1 protein-coding gene and 1 pseudogene are annotated in these 19,771 nt (G+C 72.2%); both read right to left on the bottom strand.

Annotation, left to right across the window (positions count from 1 at the left end):
• The coding region (locus tag ACFWAR_RS10245) for an SDR family NAD(P)-dependent oxidoreductase (protein ID WP_385775125.1) at positions 1-8,477 on the bottom strand (8,477 nt) is incomplete at its 3' end.
• Positions 8,478-8,613: 136 nt separating this feature from the next.
• Positions 8,614-19,722: pseudogene (locus ACFWAR_RS10240) on the bottom strand (type I polyketide synthase); the annotation flags it as partial.
• Positions 19,723-19,771: the final 49 nt, after the last annotated feature.

The raw sequence follows: 19,771 nt of genomic DNA, 5'->3' as shown, positions 1-19,771 counted from the left end.
ACCGCACCCACCGACACCGAACCACCCACCCCGGCCCCAGCGATCCACCCCACCACCTGCTCCTCCGACGCCTCCAACGACGCCATCACCCCACCCGCGGGCAACGCCTGCATCAAACGACCACGAGCAGCCACCACCCGCACCGCATCCTCAAGCGACCACACACCCGCCACATACGCCGCAACCAACTCACCCACCGAATGACCCATCACCACATCAGGACGCACCCCACACCGCTCCAACAACCGGAACAGCGCCACCTCAAAAGCAAACAAGCCCGTCTGCGTATACACCGTCTCATCGATCAACGCCGCAACAGCAGAACCCTCCTCAGCCCACAACACCTCACGCAACGGCACCTCCAACAACCCGTCAAAAGCACCACACACCTCCTCGAACACCTCACCGAACACCGGCAAAGACACCAACTCACGCCCCATGCCGATCCGCTGAGACCCCTGACCCGAGAACACCAGGGCCAAGCGACGGGTGCCCGCGGTGACGTCGCGGACGACGTTCCCGGCCGGCTCTCCGGCGGCCAGGGCCTCCAGGCCCGCCAGGAATTCGGCGCGGTTCCCACCGAGCACGACGGCGCGGTGCTCCATGGCGGAGCGTGCGGAGAGCAGCGACCAGGCGACGTCCATGTCGGACGCCCGCTCCACGGCCACGGACTCCCGCAACCGCGCCGCCTGCCCACGCAACCCGGCAGCCGAACGCGCCGACAACACCCAGGGCACGACGACACCCGAGGATTCCACCGACGACTCGACCGACGGCTCGACCGGAGACACGTCCACGGACACCACCTGATCGGCCGGAGCCTGCTCCAGCACCACATGCGCGTTCGTCCCGCTGATACCGAACGAGGACACGGCCGCCCGACGCGGACGCCCCGTCTCCGGCCACGCACGACTCTCCGTGACCAACTCCACCGCGCCTGAAGCCCAGTCCACATGCGGCGTCGGCTCATCCACGTGCAATGACCGGGGCACGACTCCGTGCCGCATCGCCTCGACCATCTTGATGACGCCCGCGACGCCGGCCGCGGCCTGGGTGTGACCGATGTTGGACTTCACCGAGCCGAGCAGCAGGGGCCTGTCCTCGGGGCGGTCCTGGCCGTAGGTCTCAAGCAGCGCCTGGGCCTCGATGGGGTCGCCGAGCGAGGTGCCGGTGCCGTGTGCCTCTACGGCGTCGACGTCGGCGGTGGTGAGTCCGGCGTTGGCGAGCGCCTGGCGGATGACGCGCTGCTGCGCGGGACCGCTCGGCGCGGTCAGGCCGTTGGACGCACCGTCCTGGTTGAGCGCGGAGCCGCGCACCACGGCGAGGACCTCGTGCCCGTTGCGGCGCGCGTCCGACAGCCGCTCCACCAGGAGCAGGCCCACGCCCTCGGAGAAGCCGGTCCCGTCCGCGTCCGCGGAGAACGCCTTGCAGCGGCCGTCCTGGGACAGTCCGCGCTGCCTGCTGAAGGAGACGAGGAGCCGGGGCGTGGGCATGACGGCGACGCCACCGGCCACGGCCAGGGTGCACTCGCCCTGCCGCAGCGCCTGCACCGCCTGGTGCAGCGCCACCAGCGACGACGAGCACGCCGTGTCCACCGTCACCGCGGGACCCTCGAACCCGAAGGTGTAGGAGACGCGGCCGGAGGCCACGCTGGCCGCGTTGCCGGTGAGCAGGTGGCCGTCGAGACCGTCCTCCGTGGTGAAGAGGTCGGTGCTGTAACCGGAAACGGCGCCGCCGATGAAGATGCCGGTCGGGGTGGAGCGCAGGGTGCCGGGGTCGATACCGGCCCGCTCCAGCGCCTCCCAGGTCGCCTCGAGGAGCAGCCGCTGCTGCGGGTCCATGGCCAGGGCCTCGCGCGGCGAGATCCCGAAGAACTCCGCGTCGAAGTCCGCGACGCCGTCGATGAATCCGGCGGTACGGGAGTAGGAGCTGCCCACACCGGCCGGGTCCGGGTCGAACACGGCGTCCGCATCCCAGCCGCGGTCGGTGGGGAAGTCGCCCATGGCGTCGCGTTCGTCAGCGAGCAGCTGCCACAGGTCCTCGGGCGAGCTGACGCCACCGGGGAAGCGGCAGCTCATGCCGATGATGACGATCGGGTCGTCGTCGGAAGCCACGACCGGTGCGGCAACCGGAAGAACGCGCGCAGGTGCGACGCTCGCGTCCACTCCGAGCCGGACGGCGACTTCGGCCGCGAGGGCGGCGGGCGTGGGATGGTCGAAGACCACCGTCACCGGCAGCCGCAGCCCCGTAGCGGAACCGATCCGGTTACGCAGCTCCACGGCCGTCAGCGAATCGAAGCCCATATCACGGAAAGCACGGTCGACCTCCACCGCACCAGCACTGCCATGGCCGAGCACCAACGCGGCCTGAGCCCGCACCAGCTCCGTCAGCTCACGATCACGGTCGGCCGGAGCCAACGCCGCAAGGCGCTCACCCAGCCCGCCACCGGCAACCACCGTGGCATTGGCGGCGGTTCGCTTGGCCGTGGTGCGCACCAGGGCGCGGAAGAGGGGGTTCAGGGGGCGTTGCTCGCGCAGTGTCGCCAGGTCGAGGCGGACCGGGACGGTGTACGAGTACGGCAGACGCACCGCCGCGTCGAAGAGAGCCAGACCCTCCTCGGTAGCCAACGGACGTATCCCGGCCCTGCGCATGCGGTCCAGATCGGCCGTGCCCAACGCACCCGTCATCGCACTGCGGTCGGCCCACAACCCCCACGCCAACGAATGCGCCGGCAACCCCTGAACACGCCGCTCCTGCGCCAAAGCATCGAGGAAGGAATTCGCCGCCGCATACCCGCCCTGCCCAGGAGAACCGAAAACCCCAGCAGCAGACGAGAACAACACGAACAACGCGAGATCCCGCTCACGCGTCAACTCGTGCAAATTCCACGCCGCATCCACCTTCGGACGCAACACCGTATCCAGACGCTCCGCCGTCAACGCGGAAACCACACCATCATCCAAGGCACCGGCCGCGTGCACGACACCGCACAACCCGTCGAGCCCCTCCAGAAGAGCCCCCAAAGCCACACGATCGGCCGCATCACACGCCTCGACCCGCACCGTGGCACCCAACGCCACCAACTCAGCAACCAACTCCCCCGCACCCGACGCGTCGAGACCCTGGCGGCTGGTCAGGACAAGATCCCGCACACCGTGCTCGACGACCAACCGACGGGCCACCGCAGACCCGATCACACCCGTGCCACCCGTCACCAACACCGTCCCACTCAACCCCGAACGCGGGTTCGTCAGGACGACCTTGCCGACATGACGGGCCTGACTCATGTGCCGGAAAGCCTGCGGCGCCTGACGGGTGTCCCACGCCGTCACCGGCAACGGCACAAGCTCCCCACCAGCAAAAAGCTCCGCGAGATGCGCGAGCATCTCCCCCAACCGATCAGCACCCGCCTCCCCCAGATCAAAGGCCCGATAACGCACACCCGCATGAGCGGCAGCCACCTCACCCGCATCACGGATATCGGTCTTGCCCATCTCCAAGAACCGGCCCCCGCGCGGCAACACCCGCAACGAAGCATCCACGAACTCCCGAGCCAGACTGTTGAGCACCACATCAACACCCCGACCCCCGCTCTGCTCCAGGAACCGATCCGCGAACTCCACACTCCGCGAAGAAGCAAGCCGCTCCGCAGCAACCCCCGACCCACGAACGGTCGGCCACTTGGCCTCGCTCGCCGTCGCATACACCTCCGCCCCCAAATACCGCGCCAACTGCACCGCGGCCATACCCACCCCACCAGCCGCCGCATGCACCAACAACGACTCACCCGCACGCAACCCACCCAGGTCGACCAACGCGTAATAAGCCGTCAAGAACGTCACCGGCACCGACGCCGCCCGAGCGAACGACCACCCACCAGGCACCGGAACCACCATGCGCGCATCCGCCACCGCCACCGGACCCGCATACGCACCCGACAACAACCCCATCACCCGGTCACCCACCGCGAACCCCACCACACCAGGGCCCACCTCGGTCACCACACCCGCACCCTCACTACCGAACAACGCCTCCGTCTCGTCGACGGCACCGGCGCCATCGCTCGGCAGCCCGGCCGTCTTGGCCACGACGCCCAACGACACGAGTACGTCACGGAAGTTGACGCCGGTGGCACGTACGGAGATCCGTACCTCACCGGCTCCGAGGGGCTCGGCGGCGCGCGGGGCGGCCACCAGGCGCAGCCCGTCCAGGGCGCCGCCCGTGTCCAGCTCCACGCCCCAGGCGTCCGCGTCGGGCACGGCGAGGGTGTCGGCGTCGGTGGTGGAGACCCGGCCGAGCCGGGGCACGAGCACCGCTCCGGAACGCAGCGCGAGGGCGGACTCGTCAGCGGCCGCCGCGTCGGCGAGCGCGGCGGGCAGGGCCGCCGCGGACTCCGGGGCCCCGTCCAGGTCGGCCAGGAGGAATCGGCCCGGATGCTCGGAGGACGCCGTGCGGAGCAGGCCCCGCACCGCGGCCTGTCCGGGTTCGGGCCGCTCGCCGGGTGCCACGGCGGCGCCCGCTCGGGTCACCACCGCGAGGCGCGCCTCTTCCAGCTCCGCGAGACCGATCCATTCCTGGACGGTGGCGAGCACGGAGGCGAGCAGCGTGCGGACGGCGGTGGCGGGGTCCCCGGCCGCGGTCCGCGGGCAGGGCAGGAGCACGGTCGCGGGGACCGCGCCGCCGCCGCGGACGCTCTCGGCGAGCGCGGCGAGGTCCTCGTAACGCGGCAGATCGAGCTCCGCCAGACCCTCGCCCAGGACCACGGCGGACCCGGGAACACCGGCGAGGTCACTCGAACCGCCGCTCAGCAGAGCCCAGTTGATCTCGTACAGCGAGTCGACGCTCTGGCCGGAGAACGTGTCGGCGGTGAGCGGGCGCGAGGTGAGCGTGTCGATGGTGAGCACCGGCAGGCCGGTGCCATCGGTCAGCCGTACCGCGAGCGAGTCGGCGCCCGTGGGCGTCAGCCGGACCCGTGCCGCGGTGGCACCGGTCGCGTGGAGGCGAACCCCGGCGTACGAGAACGGCATCATCCGTTCGCCGCCGTCCTCCAGCAGGGTCACCAGACCCGTCTGCAGCGCGGCATCGACCAGCGCGGGGTGCACCCCGAACCGCCCGGCATCCCGCTCGGCACCCTCCGGCAGCACGACATCGGCGAACAGCTCCTCACCGCGCCGCCACACCGCCCGTACGCCCTGGAAGACCGAGCCGTATCCGTAGCCGGTGGCCGCGAGGCGGTCGTAGAACCCGTCGATGTCCACGGCCTCAGCTCCGGCCGGCGGCCAGGCGGTGTCGGCCTCGGCCGGCTCGTCGGCGCGTGCGGCGGGCGCGGCGATCAGCAGCCCCTCGGCGTGGCAGACCCACTCCGCGCCGTCGTCCTCCTGGCCCGGCCGGACCGTGCGGGAGTGCAGCCGCGCCGCGCGCCGTCCCCGCTCGTCGGGGGAATCCACGGCGACCTGGATGTCGACCCCGGCGTCGCCGGTCGGTACGACCAGCGGGGCTTGCAGTACGAGCTCGTCGAGGACTTCACAGCCGACGCTCTCACCCGCGCGCAGCATGAGTTCGAGCATGCCGGCCCCGGGCACCAGGACCCGGCCCTGCACCGCGTGACCGGCGAGCCAGGGGTGCGTGTGCAGGGATATGCGGCCCGTGAAGAGGTGGCCCTCGCCGTTCGCGAGCGTGATTCCGGCAGCCAGCAGCGGGTGACCGAGCGAGGAGAGACCGGCCCCGGACACCTCGGTGGTACCGGCCGCGCCGTCCAGCCAGTAGTGCTGGCGCTGGAAGGCGTACGTGGGCAGCCCGACCCGGCTCGCACCGCTGCCGGCGAACACGCCCTGCCAGTGCGGTTCCACACCCCGCACCCACAGCTCCGCCAGCGAGGTGAGGAAGCGCCGGACACCGCCTTCCTCGCGCCGCAACGTGCCGACCCCGTGCACCTCCACGCCCGCGGCCTCGCCGGTCTCCTCGACCGGGGACGTCAGCACGGGGTGGGGGCTGACCTCGACGAAGGTGGTGTGGCCCGCGGCGATCAGCTCCCGCACCGTGTCGAGGAACCGCACCGGCTGCCGCAGATTACGGAACCAGTACTCCGCGTCGGCCTGACCCTCCGCAAGGAGGTCACCGGTCACGGTCGAGTACATCGGTACGTCACCCGCGCGCGCCACGACCGGAGCAGCCAGCTCCAGCAGGGCCTCGCGCAATTGCTCGACCTGCGGGGTGTGCGACCCGTAGTCCACCGGAATGCGACGGGCCCGTACCCCGTCGCGCTCGCACGCGACCATCAGCTCATCGAGCGCTCCGGCCTCACCGGCGACGACCGTGGACCGCGGGCCGTTGATCGTGGCGACGCTGATCCGGCCCGCCCAGGGCTCGATCAGCTCCTCCGCAGCGGCCTCGTCGACCGGCACGGACACCATGCCGCCCTGACCCGCCAGCTCCCGGCCGATCAGCTGGCTGCGCAGCGCGACGATCCGCGCCGCGTCCTCGACCGACAGCACCCCCGCCACCGCAGCGGCCGCCAACTCACCCTGCGAATGGCCGACAACGGCGGCGGGCCTGACACCCGACTCGCGCCACACCGCGGCGAGCGAGACCATGACCGCCCACAACATCGGCTGGACCACGTCCACCCGATCCAGCGACGGAGCGCCCTCGCGCTCGCGCAGGACATCGACCGGCGCCCAATCGATGTGCGGGGCGAGGGCCGCCGCGCACTCCTCGAAACGCTCCGCGAACACCGGCGAGGAGTCCAGGAGCCCGACCGCCATACCGGCCCACTGCGAACCCTGACCCGGGAAGACGAAGACCACGTCCGGGGCGCCTTCCGACGCCACGCCCGTGACCACACCGGCCGCCGGTTCGCCCTCCTCCAGTGCCCGCAGGGCGGTGAGCAGTTCCTCCTGGTCCGCGCCGAGCAGTACGGCCCGGTGTCCGAGTGCCGCCCGGGACGACGCCAGCGACCAGCCCAGGTCGGCGATCGAAGCCCCGGAGGAGGCCACGAAGGGGCGCAGTCGCTCCGCCTGCCCGCGCAGTCCGGCCGCCGACCGGCCCGAGAGCACCCACGGCACGACGTTCCCGGTGGAGACGAGGCCGGCCGGACCGGATTCGGCCTCGGCCTCGGCCTCGGGGCTCTCCTCGCCCGGGGCCTGCTCGATGATGACGTGCGCGTTCGTGCCGCTCACGCCGAACGACGAGACGCCCGCACGGCGTGCGCGGCCGGTCTCGGGCCACGGACGCTCCTCGGTGACCAGCTCCACGGCGCCCGCGGTCCAGTCGACGTGCGGCGTGGGCTCGTCCACGTGCAGCGTCTTGGGCACCACGCCGTGCCGCATCGCCTCGACGATCTTGATCACGCTCGCCACGCCCGCGGCGGCCTGCGTGTGACCGATGTTGGACTTCAGCGAACCGAGCAGCAGCGGCTCGCCCTCGGGGCGGCCCTGGCCGTACGTGGCGAGCAGCGCGTCCGCCTCGATCGGGTCGCCCAGCTTGGTACCCGTGCCATGTGCCTCGACCACGTCCACCTGCGCGGGAACGAGCCCGGCGCTCTCCAGGGCCTGCCGGATCACGCGCTGCTGCGAGGGGCCGTTGGGCGCGGTCAGACCGTTGGACGCGCCGTCCTGGTTGACCGCCGAACCGCGGATCACGGCAAGGACCTGGTGGCCGTTGCGGCGCGCGTCCGAGAGCCGCTCCACCAGCAGCAGGCCCACGCCCTCCGCCGCGCTCATCCCATCGGCGGAGGCGGCGAACGCCTTGCAGCGCCCGTCCCGCGCCAGCCCCTGCTGCTTGCTGAGCCCCACGAAGACCTCGGGCGTCGACATGACCATCACGCCGCCCGCGAGCGCCATCGAGCACTCGCCGAGCTGCAGCGCGTTGATCGCCAGGTGCAGTGCGACCAGCGACGACGAGCACGCCGTGTCGACCGTGAGCGCCGGGCCTTCGAGGCCCAGGGTGTAGGAGATGCGGCCGGAGATGACGCTGTCGGCGCGGCCGGTGAGGAGATAGCCCAGCGCCTCCTCGGGGGCGGTGGCCGGGTCGCCGTACCCGTGGAAGCTGGAGCCCACGAAGACACCGGTGTCGCTGCCACGGAGCGTGGTGGGGTCGATGCCGGCGCGCTCGAACAGCTCCCAGGAGGTCTCCAGGAGCAGTCGCTGCTGCGGGTCCATGGCCAGGGCCTCGCGCGGCGAGATCCCGAAGAAGGCGGCGTCGAACTCCCCCGCGTCGTGCAGGAAGCCGCCCTCGGCCACGTACGAGGAGCGGGGGCGGTCGCCGGTCACGTCGATCAGCGAGGCGGGATCCCAGCCGCGGTCGGCGGGCAGGCCCGTAATGGCGTCGCCGCCCTCGGAGAGCAGCCGCCACAGGTCCTCGGGCGAGTCGACGCCGCCGGGAAGGTGGCAGCTCATTCCGACGATCGCCACCGGCTCGCTGCCGGCCGACTCCACGGCCTTGAGCCGTGACTTCGTCTCCTTCAGCTCGGCGGTCACGCGCTTGAGGTAGTCGAAGAGCTTCTCTTCATTCGGCATGCGCGGCGGGTCCATTCCTTAGCAGCATCACAGGGTCGGCAGTCGTGTTCCGGGTGGGGTCACAGGGGCGGGGCGCAGGGCCTCCGGCCGGTCCGGATCACGGCTCTCCCAGCTCGTCATCGATCATTGCGAACACTTCGTCATGGGAGGCCCCCTGCAGGTCCCAGCTCTGCGCGGCCCTGCCGCCCGAGGTGACGACCGAGTCGGGGCTCACCCGGCGCAGTAGTTTCTCCAGCCGCTCGGCCACTTCGCCCTTGACCGGGTCGTCGTCGCGCAGGGTGGCCAACTCGAGGTCGAGTCGGTCCAGTTCGACCAGCACCGGGCTGGTGTACGTCTCGTCGCCGACCAACAGGTCGCGCAGATAGGAGACGAGGTCGGCGACCGTCGGATAGTCGAAGACGAGCCCGGCCGGCAGCTTGTGGCCGACCATGGCGCCGAGGCGGTTGCGCAGCTCCACCGCGGTGACCGAGTCCAGACCGAGCTCGGCGAACGAGCGGGTGAGCGACACCGAATCGGCCCCGTCGTGGCCGAGGACGGCCGCGGCGTGGGTGCGGACCGCCTCGCGCAGCACCCGGTCCTGCTCCTTGCGGGCCAGACCGAACAGTCGCTCGGCGAGACCGGGGCCCGCCGTGCCTCCGGTACCCGCCCCGACAGCGGCCGCCTCCTGGGGGCGCTGGACCTCCGCGAGGCCGTACAGCAGCGGACTGGGCCGCGCCGCGGAGTAGGCGCGCTGGAACTTGTCCCACTCGATGTCGGCGAGGACCACGAAGGTGTCGTCGCCCGCCAGGGCCCGCTCCATGGCGAGGGTGGCGCGCTGCGGGTCCATGAGCGGCACGCCGTGCCTGCGGCGCAGATCGGCGACGGCGTCCTTCTCCGCCATGCCGCCCTGGGCCCAGGCGCCCCAGCCGATGGAGGTGGCCACCTGGCCGTGGGCCCTGCGGTACCAGGCCAGCGCGTCCAAGTAGGCGTTGCCCGGGGCGTAGTTGCCCTGGCCCGCGGCGCCGAAGGTGCCCGCCGTGGACGAGAAGAGCACGAAGGCCGACAGGTCCATGTCCGAGGTCAGCTCGTGGAGGTTCCACGCGGCGCCCGCCTTCGAGCGGAACGAGGCGGCTACGCGAGGGAGGGTCAGCGTCTCCAGCGGGCCGTCGTCCAGGGCGGCGGCGGTGTGGAAGACCGCGGTGAGCGGCAGCTCCTGCGGGATGCCGGCCAGGGCGGCCGCCAACGCGTCGCGGTCGCCCGCGTCGCAGGACACGACCGTCACCCGTGCGCCCGCCGCGCCCAGTTCGGCGCTCAGCTCGTCGACGCCCTCGGCGTCGGGGCCGCTCCGGCTCAGGAGCATCAGGTGCTCGGCGCCCTGCTCGGCGAGCCGTCGTGCGATGTGGCCGCCGAGCGCGCCGGTGCCGCCGGTGATCAGGACGGTGCCCTTGGGGGGCTGCCAGGAGCCGTCCCCTTCCACGGAAGCGGCCACGCGCACCAGCCTCCTGGCGAGGACGCCGGACGGGCGCACCGCGAGCTGGTCCTCGCCGGTCGCGCCGGTCAGCAGGGCGCAGAGCCGGTCGACGTCCCGCTCCCCGGGTTCGGCGGGCAGGTCGATCAGGCCGCCCCAGCGGTCCGGGTTCTCCTGGGCCGCGACCCGGCCGAGTCCCCACACCATCGCCTGGCGGGGGCCGGTGAGTTCGGCGCCGCCGCCGGTGGTGACCGCGCCGCCGGTGACGCACCACATGGGGGCGGTGACGGTGGTGGTGGCCAGTGCCTGGATCAGCCCGAGGGTGCGGGTGAAGCCGAGGGGCACGCCCGGGTGCGCCGGGTGGGAGTCCTCGTCCCGTCCGGTCAGCGCGAGGATGCCGGCCGCGTGCTCGTGTCCTTCAACGGCGAGCAGTCGTACGGATATCTCCTCCACGTACGGGAGTTCGCCCGCTGTGGTGGCGTACTCGGCGCGCTCCGCGGGGAGCAGGACCTGGCGCACGGAGCCGCCGCGGCGCTCGATGCCCGCGCCGATGGCCCACACCGTCGGATCGTCGGCGCGCTCCTCGGGCACGACGAGCAGCCAGGTGCCGGTGAGGCGGGCCTCGGTGTCCTGGACCGGCGCCCATTCGATCCCGTAGCGCCAGGCGTCCACGGCGGACTCCTCGCGCTGCTTGCCGTGCCAGGCGGAGAGCGCGGGCAGGACGGTGGCGAGCGAGGAGCGCACGGATTCGTCCGCCACGCCGAGCGCGGCGGCGAGCGATGCGGTGTCGCCGCCGTCGACGGCCGTCCAGAAGGCGCTGTCGACGCCGGAGCCCGCCGTGTCCTGCGCGGTCGCGGGGGCGTCCAACCAGTAGCGCTGCCGGTGAAACGCGTAGGTGGGCAGGTCCACGGTCCTGCCGCCGTCGAAGGTGCTCGACCAGTCCACGGGGGCGCCGGCGACGAACAGTTCGGCGAGGGAGGTCAGGAGTCGGCCGCGGCCGCCGTCCTCGCGCCGCAGGGTGCCCGCGACCACGGGGGCGCTCGCGAGGTCCGCGAGGCTGGCCTCGATGCCGGCGGTCAGGACCGGATGCGGGCTGACCTCGACGAAGACGCCGTGGCCCGCGTCGGCGAGGGCCCGCGCGGTCTGCTGGAAGCGGACGGGGTAGCGGAGGTTGCGGTACCAGTACTCGGCGTCGGCCACCCCGTCCCCGAGGAGCTCGGCGGTGACGGTCGAGTACATCGGCACCCGGGACGGGCGCGGGGTCACGGAGGCGGCGAGATCGAGGAGGGCCGCGCGCAGCTGCTCGACCTGCGGGGTGTGGGAGCCGTAGTCGACCGGGATGCGGCGGGCCCGTACGCCGTCGCGCTCGCACGCGACCATCAGCTCGTCCAGCGCCTCGGCCTCACCGGCGACGACCGTGGACTGCGGGCCGTTGATAGTGGCGACGCTGATCCGGCCCGCCCAGGGCCCGATCAGCTCTTCCGCGGCGGCCTCGTCGACCGGTACGGACACCATGCCGCCCTGGCCGGCCAGTTCGCGTCCGATCAGCTGACTGCGCAGCGCGATGATCCGCGCCCCGTCTTCGAGGGAGAGCACGCCCGCCACCACGGCGGCCGCCAACTCGCCCTGGGAGTGGCCCACTACGGCGGCGGGCTCGACGCCGTGCGCGCGCCAGACGGCGGCGAGCGAGACCATGACCGCCCACAGCATGGGCTGGATCACGTCCACCCGATCCAGTGACGGAGCGTCCTCGCGCTCGCGCAGGACATCGACCGGCGCCCAGTCGATGTGCGGGGCGAGGGCCGCCGCGCACTCACCGAACCGCTCCGCGAACACCGTGGATGAGTCGAGGAGTTCGCTGGCCATGCCCGCCCACTGCGAGCCCTGGCCGGGGAAGACGAAAGCGGTCCTGGTGTCGCGTGCCGCGGCGCCCTGGATCACGCCGGGGGTCTCGTCGCCGTGGCCGAACGCGGCCAGTCGCCGCAGCATTTCCTCGCGGTCGCGGCCGATGACGACGGCGCGGTGCTCGAACTCCGCCCGGGTGGTCAGGAGCGAGCGTGCGATGTCGGCGAGGCCTGCCTCGGGAGCGGCGCTGACGTGTGCGTGCAGGCGCAGTGCCTGCTCGCGCAGGCTCTCGGGGGTCTTGGCGGAGATCACCCACGGCAGGTGGTCGCCGGTCTCCTCGGCGGTCTCGGCCGCGGGCTCCGGGGTGTGTTCGAGGATGACGTGGGCGTTGGTGCCGCTGATGCCGAAGGAGGAGACGGCCCCGCGTCGCGGCCTGCCCGTCTCGGGCCACGGCACGCTCGCGTCGGCGAGCCGCACACCGGCCGAGTCCCACTCGATGTGCGCGGTGGGCTCGTCCACGTGCAGCGTCTTGGGCACCACACCGTGCCGCAGGGCGAGCACCATCTTGATGACGCCCGCGACGCCGGCCGCGGCCTGGGTGTGTCCGATGTTGGACTTCACCGAGCCGAGCAGCAGCGGCTTGTCCTCGGGGCGGTCCTGGCCGTAGGTGGCGAGCAGGGCCTGGCCTTCGATGGGGTCGCCGAGCGAGGTTCCGGTGCCGTGCGCCTCGACGGCGTCGACGTCGGCGGTGGTGAGTCCGGCGTTGGCGAGCGCCTGGCGGATGACGCGCTGCTGCGCGGGACCGCTCGGCGCGGTCAGGCCGTTGGACGCGCCGTCCTGGTTGAGCGCGGAGCCACGGATCACCGCGAGGACGGGATGCCCGTTGCGGCGCGCGTCGGACAACCGCTCGACGACGAGCATGCCGACGCCCTCGGCGAAGCCCATGCCGTCGGCATCGGCGGCGAACGCCTTGGAGCGGCCATCGGGCGCGAGGCCGCTGATCCGGCTGAACTCCACCATCGGGCGCGGGGTCGACATGACGGTGACGCCACCGGCGACCGCCAGCGTGCAGTCGCCGCTGCGCAGGGCGTGTGCCGCCTGGTGCAGGGCCACCAGCGAGGACGAGCACGCCGTGTCGACGGTGATCGCGGGGCCTTCCAGGCCGAGGGTGTAAGCGATGCGGCCGGAGGCGACGCTGTTGGCGCTGCCGTTGCCCAGGTAGCCCTCGTAGCCGCTGAGCAGGTCGGGGAACCGTACGGCGTAGTCGTTGTAGATCAGCCCGGTGAAGATGCCGGTCGGGGTGGCGCGCAGGGTGCCGGGGTCGATACCGGCCCGCTCCAGCGCCTCCCAGGTGGCCTCGAGGAGCAGCCGCTGCTGGGGGTCGGTGGCCTGGGCTTCGCGGGGCGACATTCCGAAGAATCCGGGGTCGAAATCCGCCATGTCGTAGAGGAATCCGCCGACCTTGGCGAAGTGCAGGTCCGGGGCCTCGGCGTTGTGCAGGTCGACGGAGTCCCAGCCGCGGTCGGTGGGGTAGTCGCCCATGGCGTCGCGCTCGTCCGTGAGCAGCTGCCACAGGTCTTCGGGCGAGCTGACGCCGCCGGGGAAGCGGCAGCTCATGCCGATGATGACGATCGGGTCGTCGTCGGAAGCCACGACCGGTGCGGCAACCGGAAGGACGCGCGCCGGTGCGACGCTCGCGTCCACTCCGAGCCGGACGGCGACTTCGGCCGCGAGGGCGGCGGGCGTGGGATGGTCGAAGACCACCGTCACCGGCAGCCGCAGCCCCGTAGCGGAACCGATCCGATTGCGCAGCTCCACGGCCGTCAGCGAATCGAAGCCCATGTCACGGAAGGCACGGTCGACCTCCACCGCACCAGCACTGCCATGGCCGAGCACCAACGCGGCCTGAGCCCGCACCAGCTCCGTCAGCTCACGGTCGCGGTCGGCCGGAGCCAACGCCGCAAGGCGCTCACCCAGCCCGCCACCGGCAACCACCGTGGTATTGGCGGCGGTTCGCTTGGCCGTGGTGCGCACCAGGGCGCGGAAGAGGGGGTTCAGGGGTCGTTGCTCGCGCAGTGTCGCCAGGTCGAGGCGGACCGGGACGGTGTACGAGTACGGCAGACGCACCGCCGCGTCGAAGAGAGCCAAACCCTCCTCGGTCGAGAGGGGCCTGATCCCGGCCCGGCGCATGCGGTCCAGATCAGCCGTGCCCAACGCACCCGTCATCGCACTGCGGTCGGCCCACAACCCCCACGCCAACGAATGCGCCGGCAACCCCTGAACACGCCGCTCCTGCGCCAAAGCATCGAGGAAGGAGTTCGCCGCCGCATACCCGCCCTGCCCAGGAGAACCGAAAACCCCAGCAGCAGAGGAGAACAACACGAACAACGCGAGATCCCGCTCACGCGTCAACTCGTGCAAATTCCACGCCGCATCCACCTTCGGACGCAACACCGTATCCAGACGCTCCGCCGTCAACGCGGAAACCACACCATCATCCAAGGCACCGGCGGCATGCACGACACCGCACAACCCGTCGAGCCCCTCCAGAAGAGCCCCCAAAGCCACACGATCGGCCGCATCACACGCCTCGACCCGCACCGTGGCACCCAACGCCACCAACTCAGCAACCAACTCCCCCGCACCCGCAGCACCAAGGCCCTGACGGCTGGTCAGGACAAGATCCCGCACACCGTGCTCGACGACCAACCGACGGGCCACCGCAGACCCGATCACACCCGTGCCACCCGTCACCAACACCGTCCCACCCAACCCCGGACGCGGGTTCGTCAGGACGACCTTGCCGACATGACGGGCCTGACTCATGTGCCGGAAAGCCTGCGGCGCCTGACGGGTGTCCCACGCCGTCACCGGCAACGGCACAAGCTCCCCACCAGCGAAAAGCTCCGCGAGATGCGCGAGCATCTCACCCAACCGATCAGCACCCGCCTCCCCCAGATCAAAGGCCCGATAGCGCACACCCGCATGAGCGGCAGCCACCTCACCCGCATCACGGATATCGGTCTTGCCCATCTCCAAGAACCGGCCCCCGCGCGGCAACACCCGCAACGAAGCATCCACGAACTCCCGAGCCAGACTGTTGAGCACCACATCAACACCCCGACCCCCGCTCTGCTCCAGGAACCGATCCGCGAACTCCACACTCCGCGAAGAAGCAATCCGCTCCGCAGCCACCCCCGACTCACGAACGGTCGGCCACTTGGCCTCGCTCGCCGTCGCATACACCTCCGCCCCCAAATACCGGGCCAACTGCACCGCGGCCATACCCACCCCACCAGCCGCCGCATGCACCAACAACGACTCACCCGCACGCAACCCACCCAGGTCGACCAACGCGTAATAAGCCGTCAAGAACGTCACCGGCACCGACGCCGCCCGAGCGAACGACCACCCACCAGGCACCGCCACCACCATGCGCGCATCCGCCACCGCCACCGGACCCGCATACGCACCCGACAACAACCCCATCACCCGGTCACCCACCGCGAACCCCACCACACCAGGGCCCACCTCGGTCACCACACCCGCACCCTCACTACCGAACAACGCCTCGGTGTGGGGTACGACGCCCAACGCCACCAGTGCGTCGCGGAAGTTGACGCCGGTCGCGCGCACCGCGATGCGGACCTGACCGGCTCCGAGGGGCTCGGCGGCGCGCGGGGCGGCCACCAGGCGCAGCCCGTCCAGGGCGCCGCCCGTGTCGAGGTCCACGCCCCAGGCCTCGGCCCCGGGCAGGGCCAGGGTGTCGGCGTTGGCCGGGGTGACCCGGCCCAGGCGGGTCACGAACGCGGCTCCGGAACGTACGGCCAGGGAGCTCTCGCCCGCGGCCAGGGCGTCGGCGACCGCGGCGGGCAGGGCGGCGGCGGACGACGGCGCGTCGTCCAGGTCGACCAGCAGGAAGCGGTCGGGGTGTTCGGAGTGGGCCGTGCGCACCAGGCCCTGGACCGCCGCGTGCCCCGGATCGGGCCGCTCGCCGGGGGCCACGACGGCGCCGCCGCGGGTCACCACGGCGAGCCTGGCCTCCTCCAGCTCCGGCAGGGCCAGCCACTCCTGCGCGGCACCCAGCACGGAGGCCAGCAGTTCACGGACGGCGGCGGGGACGTCGGCGGCGCCGTCGGCGTCGGGTCGCGGGCAGGGCAGGAGCACGGTCGCGGGGACGGCGCCGCCACCGTGGACGCTCTCGGCGAGCGCGGCGAGGTCCGCGTGCCGTGGCAGATCGAGGCCCGGCAGCCCTTCGCCGATGATCGCGGTCGATCCGTCGGCCTCGGGGCGCTTCGCATCACCGCTCAGCGGCGTCCAGTTGACCTCGTAGAGCGAGTCGACGCCCTGGCCTGCCAGCGCGTCCGCGGTCAGCGGCCGCGAGGTGAGGGTCTCGATGGTGAGGACCGGCAGCCCGGTGTGATCGGTCAGCTGGACCGACAGGGCGTCCTCGCCCATCGGCGTCAGCCGGGCCCGGACCGCCGTGGCACCGGTCGCGTGGAGACGGGCGCCCGCGAACGAGAACGGCATCATCCGGTCGCCCTGCCCTTCCAGCAGGGTCACCAGACGCGTCTGCAGCGCCGCGTCGACGAGGGCGGGGTGCACCCCGAACCGCCCGGCATCCCGCTCGGCGCCCTCCGGCAGCACGACATCGGCGAACAGCTCCTCACCGCGCCGCCACACCGCGCGGATGCCCTGGAAGACCGGCCCGTAGCCGTATCCCGTGGCCGCCAGGCGCTCGTACAGCCCGTCGATGTCCACGGCCTGCGCGCCGACCGGCGGCCAGGCGGTGTCCGGCGCGGCCGGCTCTTCGACGGGGGCGGCGATCAGCGCGCCCTCGGCGTGACAGGTCCACTCGGTGTCGTCGTCCTGCCCGGGGCGGTACGCCCGGGAGTGCAGCCGCACCGCGCGCCGTCCCTGCTCGTCGGGGGACTCGACGGTGACCTGGAGGTCGACCGCCGTGTCACCGCTCGGCACGACCAGCGGTGAGTGCAGGACGAGTTCGTCCAGCAGCTCGGCGCCCACGCTCTCACCGGCCCGCAGCATCAGCTCCAGTACGGCGGCCCCGGGCACGAGCGCCCGGCCCATCACCACGTGGTCGGCCAGCCAGGGGTGGGTGTGCAGGGATATGCGGCCGGTCGAGACGTGGCCGTTGCCGTCCGCGAGGGCGATGCCGACCGCCAGCAGGGGGTGGCCGAGCGCGGAGAGCCCGGCCCCGGACGCCCCTACGATGCCGGTCCCGCCGTCCAGCCAGTAGTGCTCGGTCTGGAAGGCGTACGTCGGCAGGGCGACCCGGCGGGCATCGCTTCCGGCGAAGACCGCCTGCCAGTCGGGCGTACCGCCGCGCACCCACAGCTCGCCGAGCGAGGCCAGGAAGCGACCGCTGCCGCCCTGGTCACGGCGCAGAGTGCCGCCCGCGAACACCTCGACGCCCACCGCCTCACCGGTCTCCTCGACCGGAGACGTCAGCACCGGATGCGCACTGACCTCAAGGAACGTGACGTGACCGTCCGCGATCAGCCCGCGCACCGTCGCCTCGAACCGCACCGGCTGCCGCAGGTTGCGGAACCAGTACTCGGCGTCAGCCTCGCCCTCCCCAAGGAGGTCACCGGTCACGGTCGAGTACATCGGTACGTCGCCCGCCCGCGCCACGACCGGAGCAGCCAGCTCCAGCAGGGCCGCGCGCAGCTGCTCCACCTGCGGAGTGTGCGAACCGTAGTCCACCGGAATGCGGCGGGCCCGTACGCCGTCACGCTCGCACGCGACCATCAGCTCGTCCAGCGCCCCGGCCTCACCGGCGACCACCGTGGACCGCGGACCGTTGACCGTCGCCACACTGATCCGGCCCGCCCAGGGCCCGATCAGCTCCTCCGCAGCGGCCTCGTCGACCGGCACGGACACCATGCCGCCCTGACCCGCCAGTTCGCGCCCGATCAGCTGACTGCGCAGCGCGACGATCCGCGCCGCGTCCTCGAGGGACAGCACCCCCGCCACCACGGCGGCCGCCAGCTCACCCTGGGAGTGGCCCACCACAGCCGCCGGCTCCACCCCATGCGCGCGCCACACCGCCGCGAGCGAGACCATGACCGCCCACAGCATCGGCTGGACCACGTCCACCCGGTCGTAGGACGGAGCACCCTCGCGCTCGCGCAGCACGTCCTGCGGCACCCAGTCGACGTACGCCGTCAACGCGGCCGCACACTCACCGAACCGCTCCGCGAACACCGGCGAGGAATCCAGCAGCTCCACCGCCATACCGGCCCACTGCGCACCCTGACCGGGGAAGACGAACACCACGCCGTCTTCCCTGTCCGCCCGTACTCCGGACACGACGCCCTCAGCAGGCTCACCCGCCGCCACCGCGTCCAGAGCGGCCAGCAGCTCCGCACGATCCGAGCCCAGCACCACCGCGCGGTGCTCAAGACCCGCCCGAGACGACACCAACGAGTAGCCGACGCCCGTGAGCGACGCGGCCGAAGAGGTCATGAACTCGCGCAACCGCACGGCCTGTTCGCGCAGGGCTGCGGCCGACTTCGCCGAAAGCGCCCACGGCACCACACCGCCACCGGCCACCACGCCGATCCGACCCGGCTCGCCGTCCGCGGCCTCGACCGGCTCCTCCAGCGGGGCCTGCTCCACGATCACGTGCGCGTTCGTACCGCTCACACCGAACGAGGACACGCCCGCACGGCGTGCCCGACCCGTCTGCGGCCACGCACGGCCCTCGGTCGCCAGCTCCACCGCACCCGCCGACCAGTCCACCTTCGGCGTCGGCTCATCCACGTGCAGGGTCTTCGGCACGACACCGTGCCGCATCGCCTCCACCATCTTGATCACACCGGCCACGCCCGCGGCGGCCTGCGTGTGGCCGATGTTGGACTTGAGCGAGCCGAGCAGCAGCGGCCGGTCCTCCGGACGGTCCTGGCCGTACGTCGCCAGCAGCGCCTGCGCCTCGATCGGGTCGCCCAAGGTGGTGCCGGTGCCGTGCGCCTCGACGACGTCGACCTCGGAAGCCTTCATCCCCGCGCTCGTCAGCGCCTGCCGGATCACGCGCTGCTGCGCGGGGCCGTTGGGCGCGGTCAGCCCGCTGGAGGCGCCGTCCTGGTTGACGGCGGAGCCACGGATCACGGCCAGCACCTGTTGCCCGTTGCGCCGGGCGTCGGAGAGCCGCTCGACCAGCAGCAGGCCCACTCCCTCCGCGGCGCTCATGCCGTCGGCGGACGCGGCGAACGCCTTGCAGCGGCCGTCGCGCGCCAGGCCCTGCTGCCGGCTGAACTCCGTGAACAGGTCGGGCGTCGACATGATCGCGACCCCGCCCGCGAGCGCCATCGAGCACTCGCCGTTGCGCAGCGCCTGAATCGCGAGGTGCAGCGCCACCAGCGAGGAGGAGCACGCCGTGTCCACCGTGACGGCGGGACCGGTCAGGCCGAAGCTGTAGGAGATGCGCCCCGAGGCCACGCTGCCCGCGGTGCCCGTCATGGCGTGGCCCTCGACCTCTTCGGGGATCGCGGGCAGCCTGCTTCCGTAGTCGCGGAAGCTGGAGCCGATGAAGACGCCGGTCCTGCTGCCGACCAGGGCATCGGGGGCGATGCCGGAGCGCTCGAACAGCTCCCAGGAGGTCTCCAGCAGGATCCGCTGCTGCGGGTCCATCGCGAGCGCCTCGCGCGGCGAGATCCCGAAGAGGCCCGCGTCGAACTGCCCCGCGTCGTGCAGGAATCCACCCTCCGCCACGTACGAGCTACCCGGGCGCTCTCCGGTCACGTCCACCAGGGATCCCGCGTCCCAGCCGCGGTCGGTGGGCAGTCCGGTGATGGCGTCGCCGCCTTCGGAGAGCAGCCGCCACAGGTCCTCGGGAGAGCCGACTCCGCCGGGGAACCGGCAGCTCATCCCGATGATCGCCATCGGCTCGCCGTCCACCGACTCCGCGGCCTGGAGCCGCGATTGGGTCTCTTTCAGCTCGGCT

This window comes from Streptomyces sp. NPDC059917 (assembly GCF_042730635.1).
GTDB lineage: Bacteria > Actinomycetota > Actinomycetes > Streptomycetales > Streptomycetaceae > Streptomyces.
The sequence above is the reverse complement of the archived record's forward strand: the minus strand, read 5'-3'. Positions and strand labels throughout refer to the sequence as shown.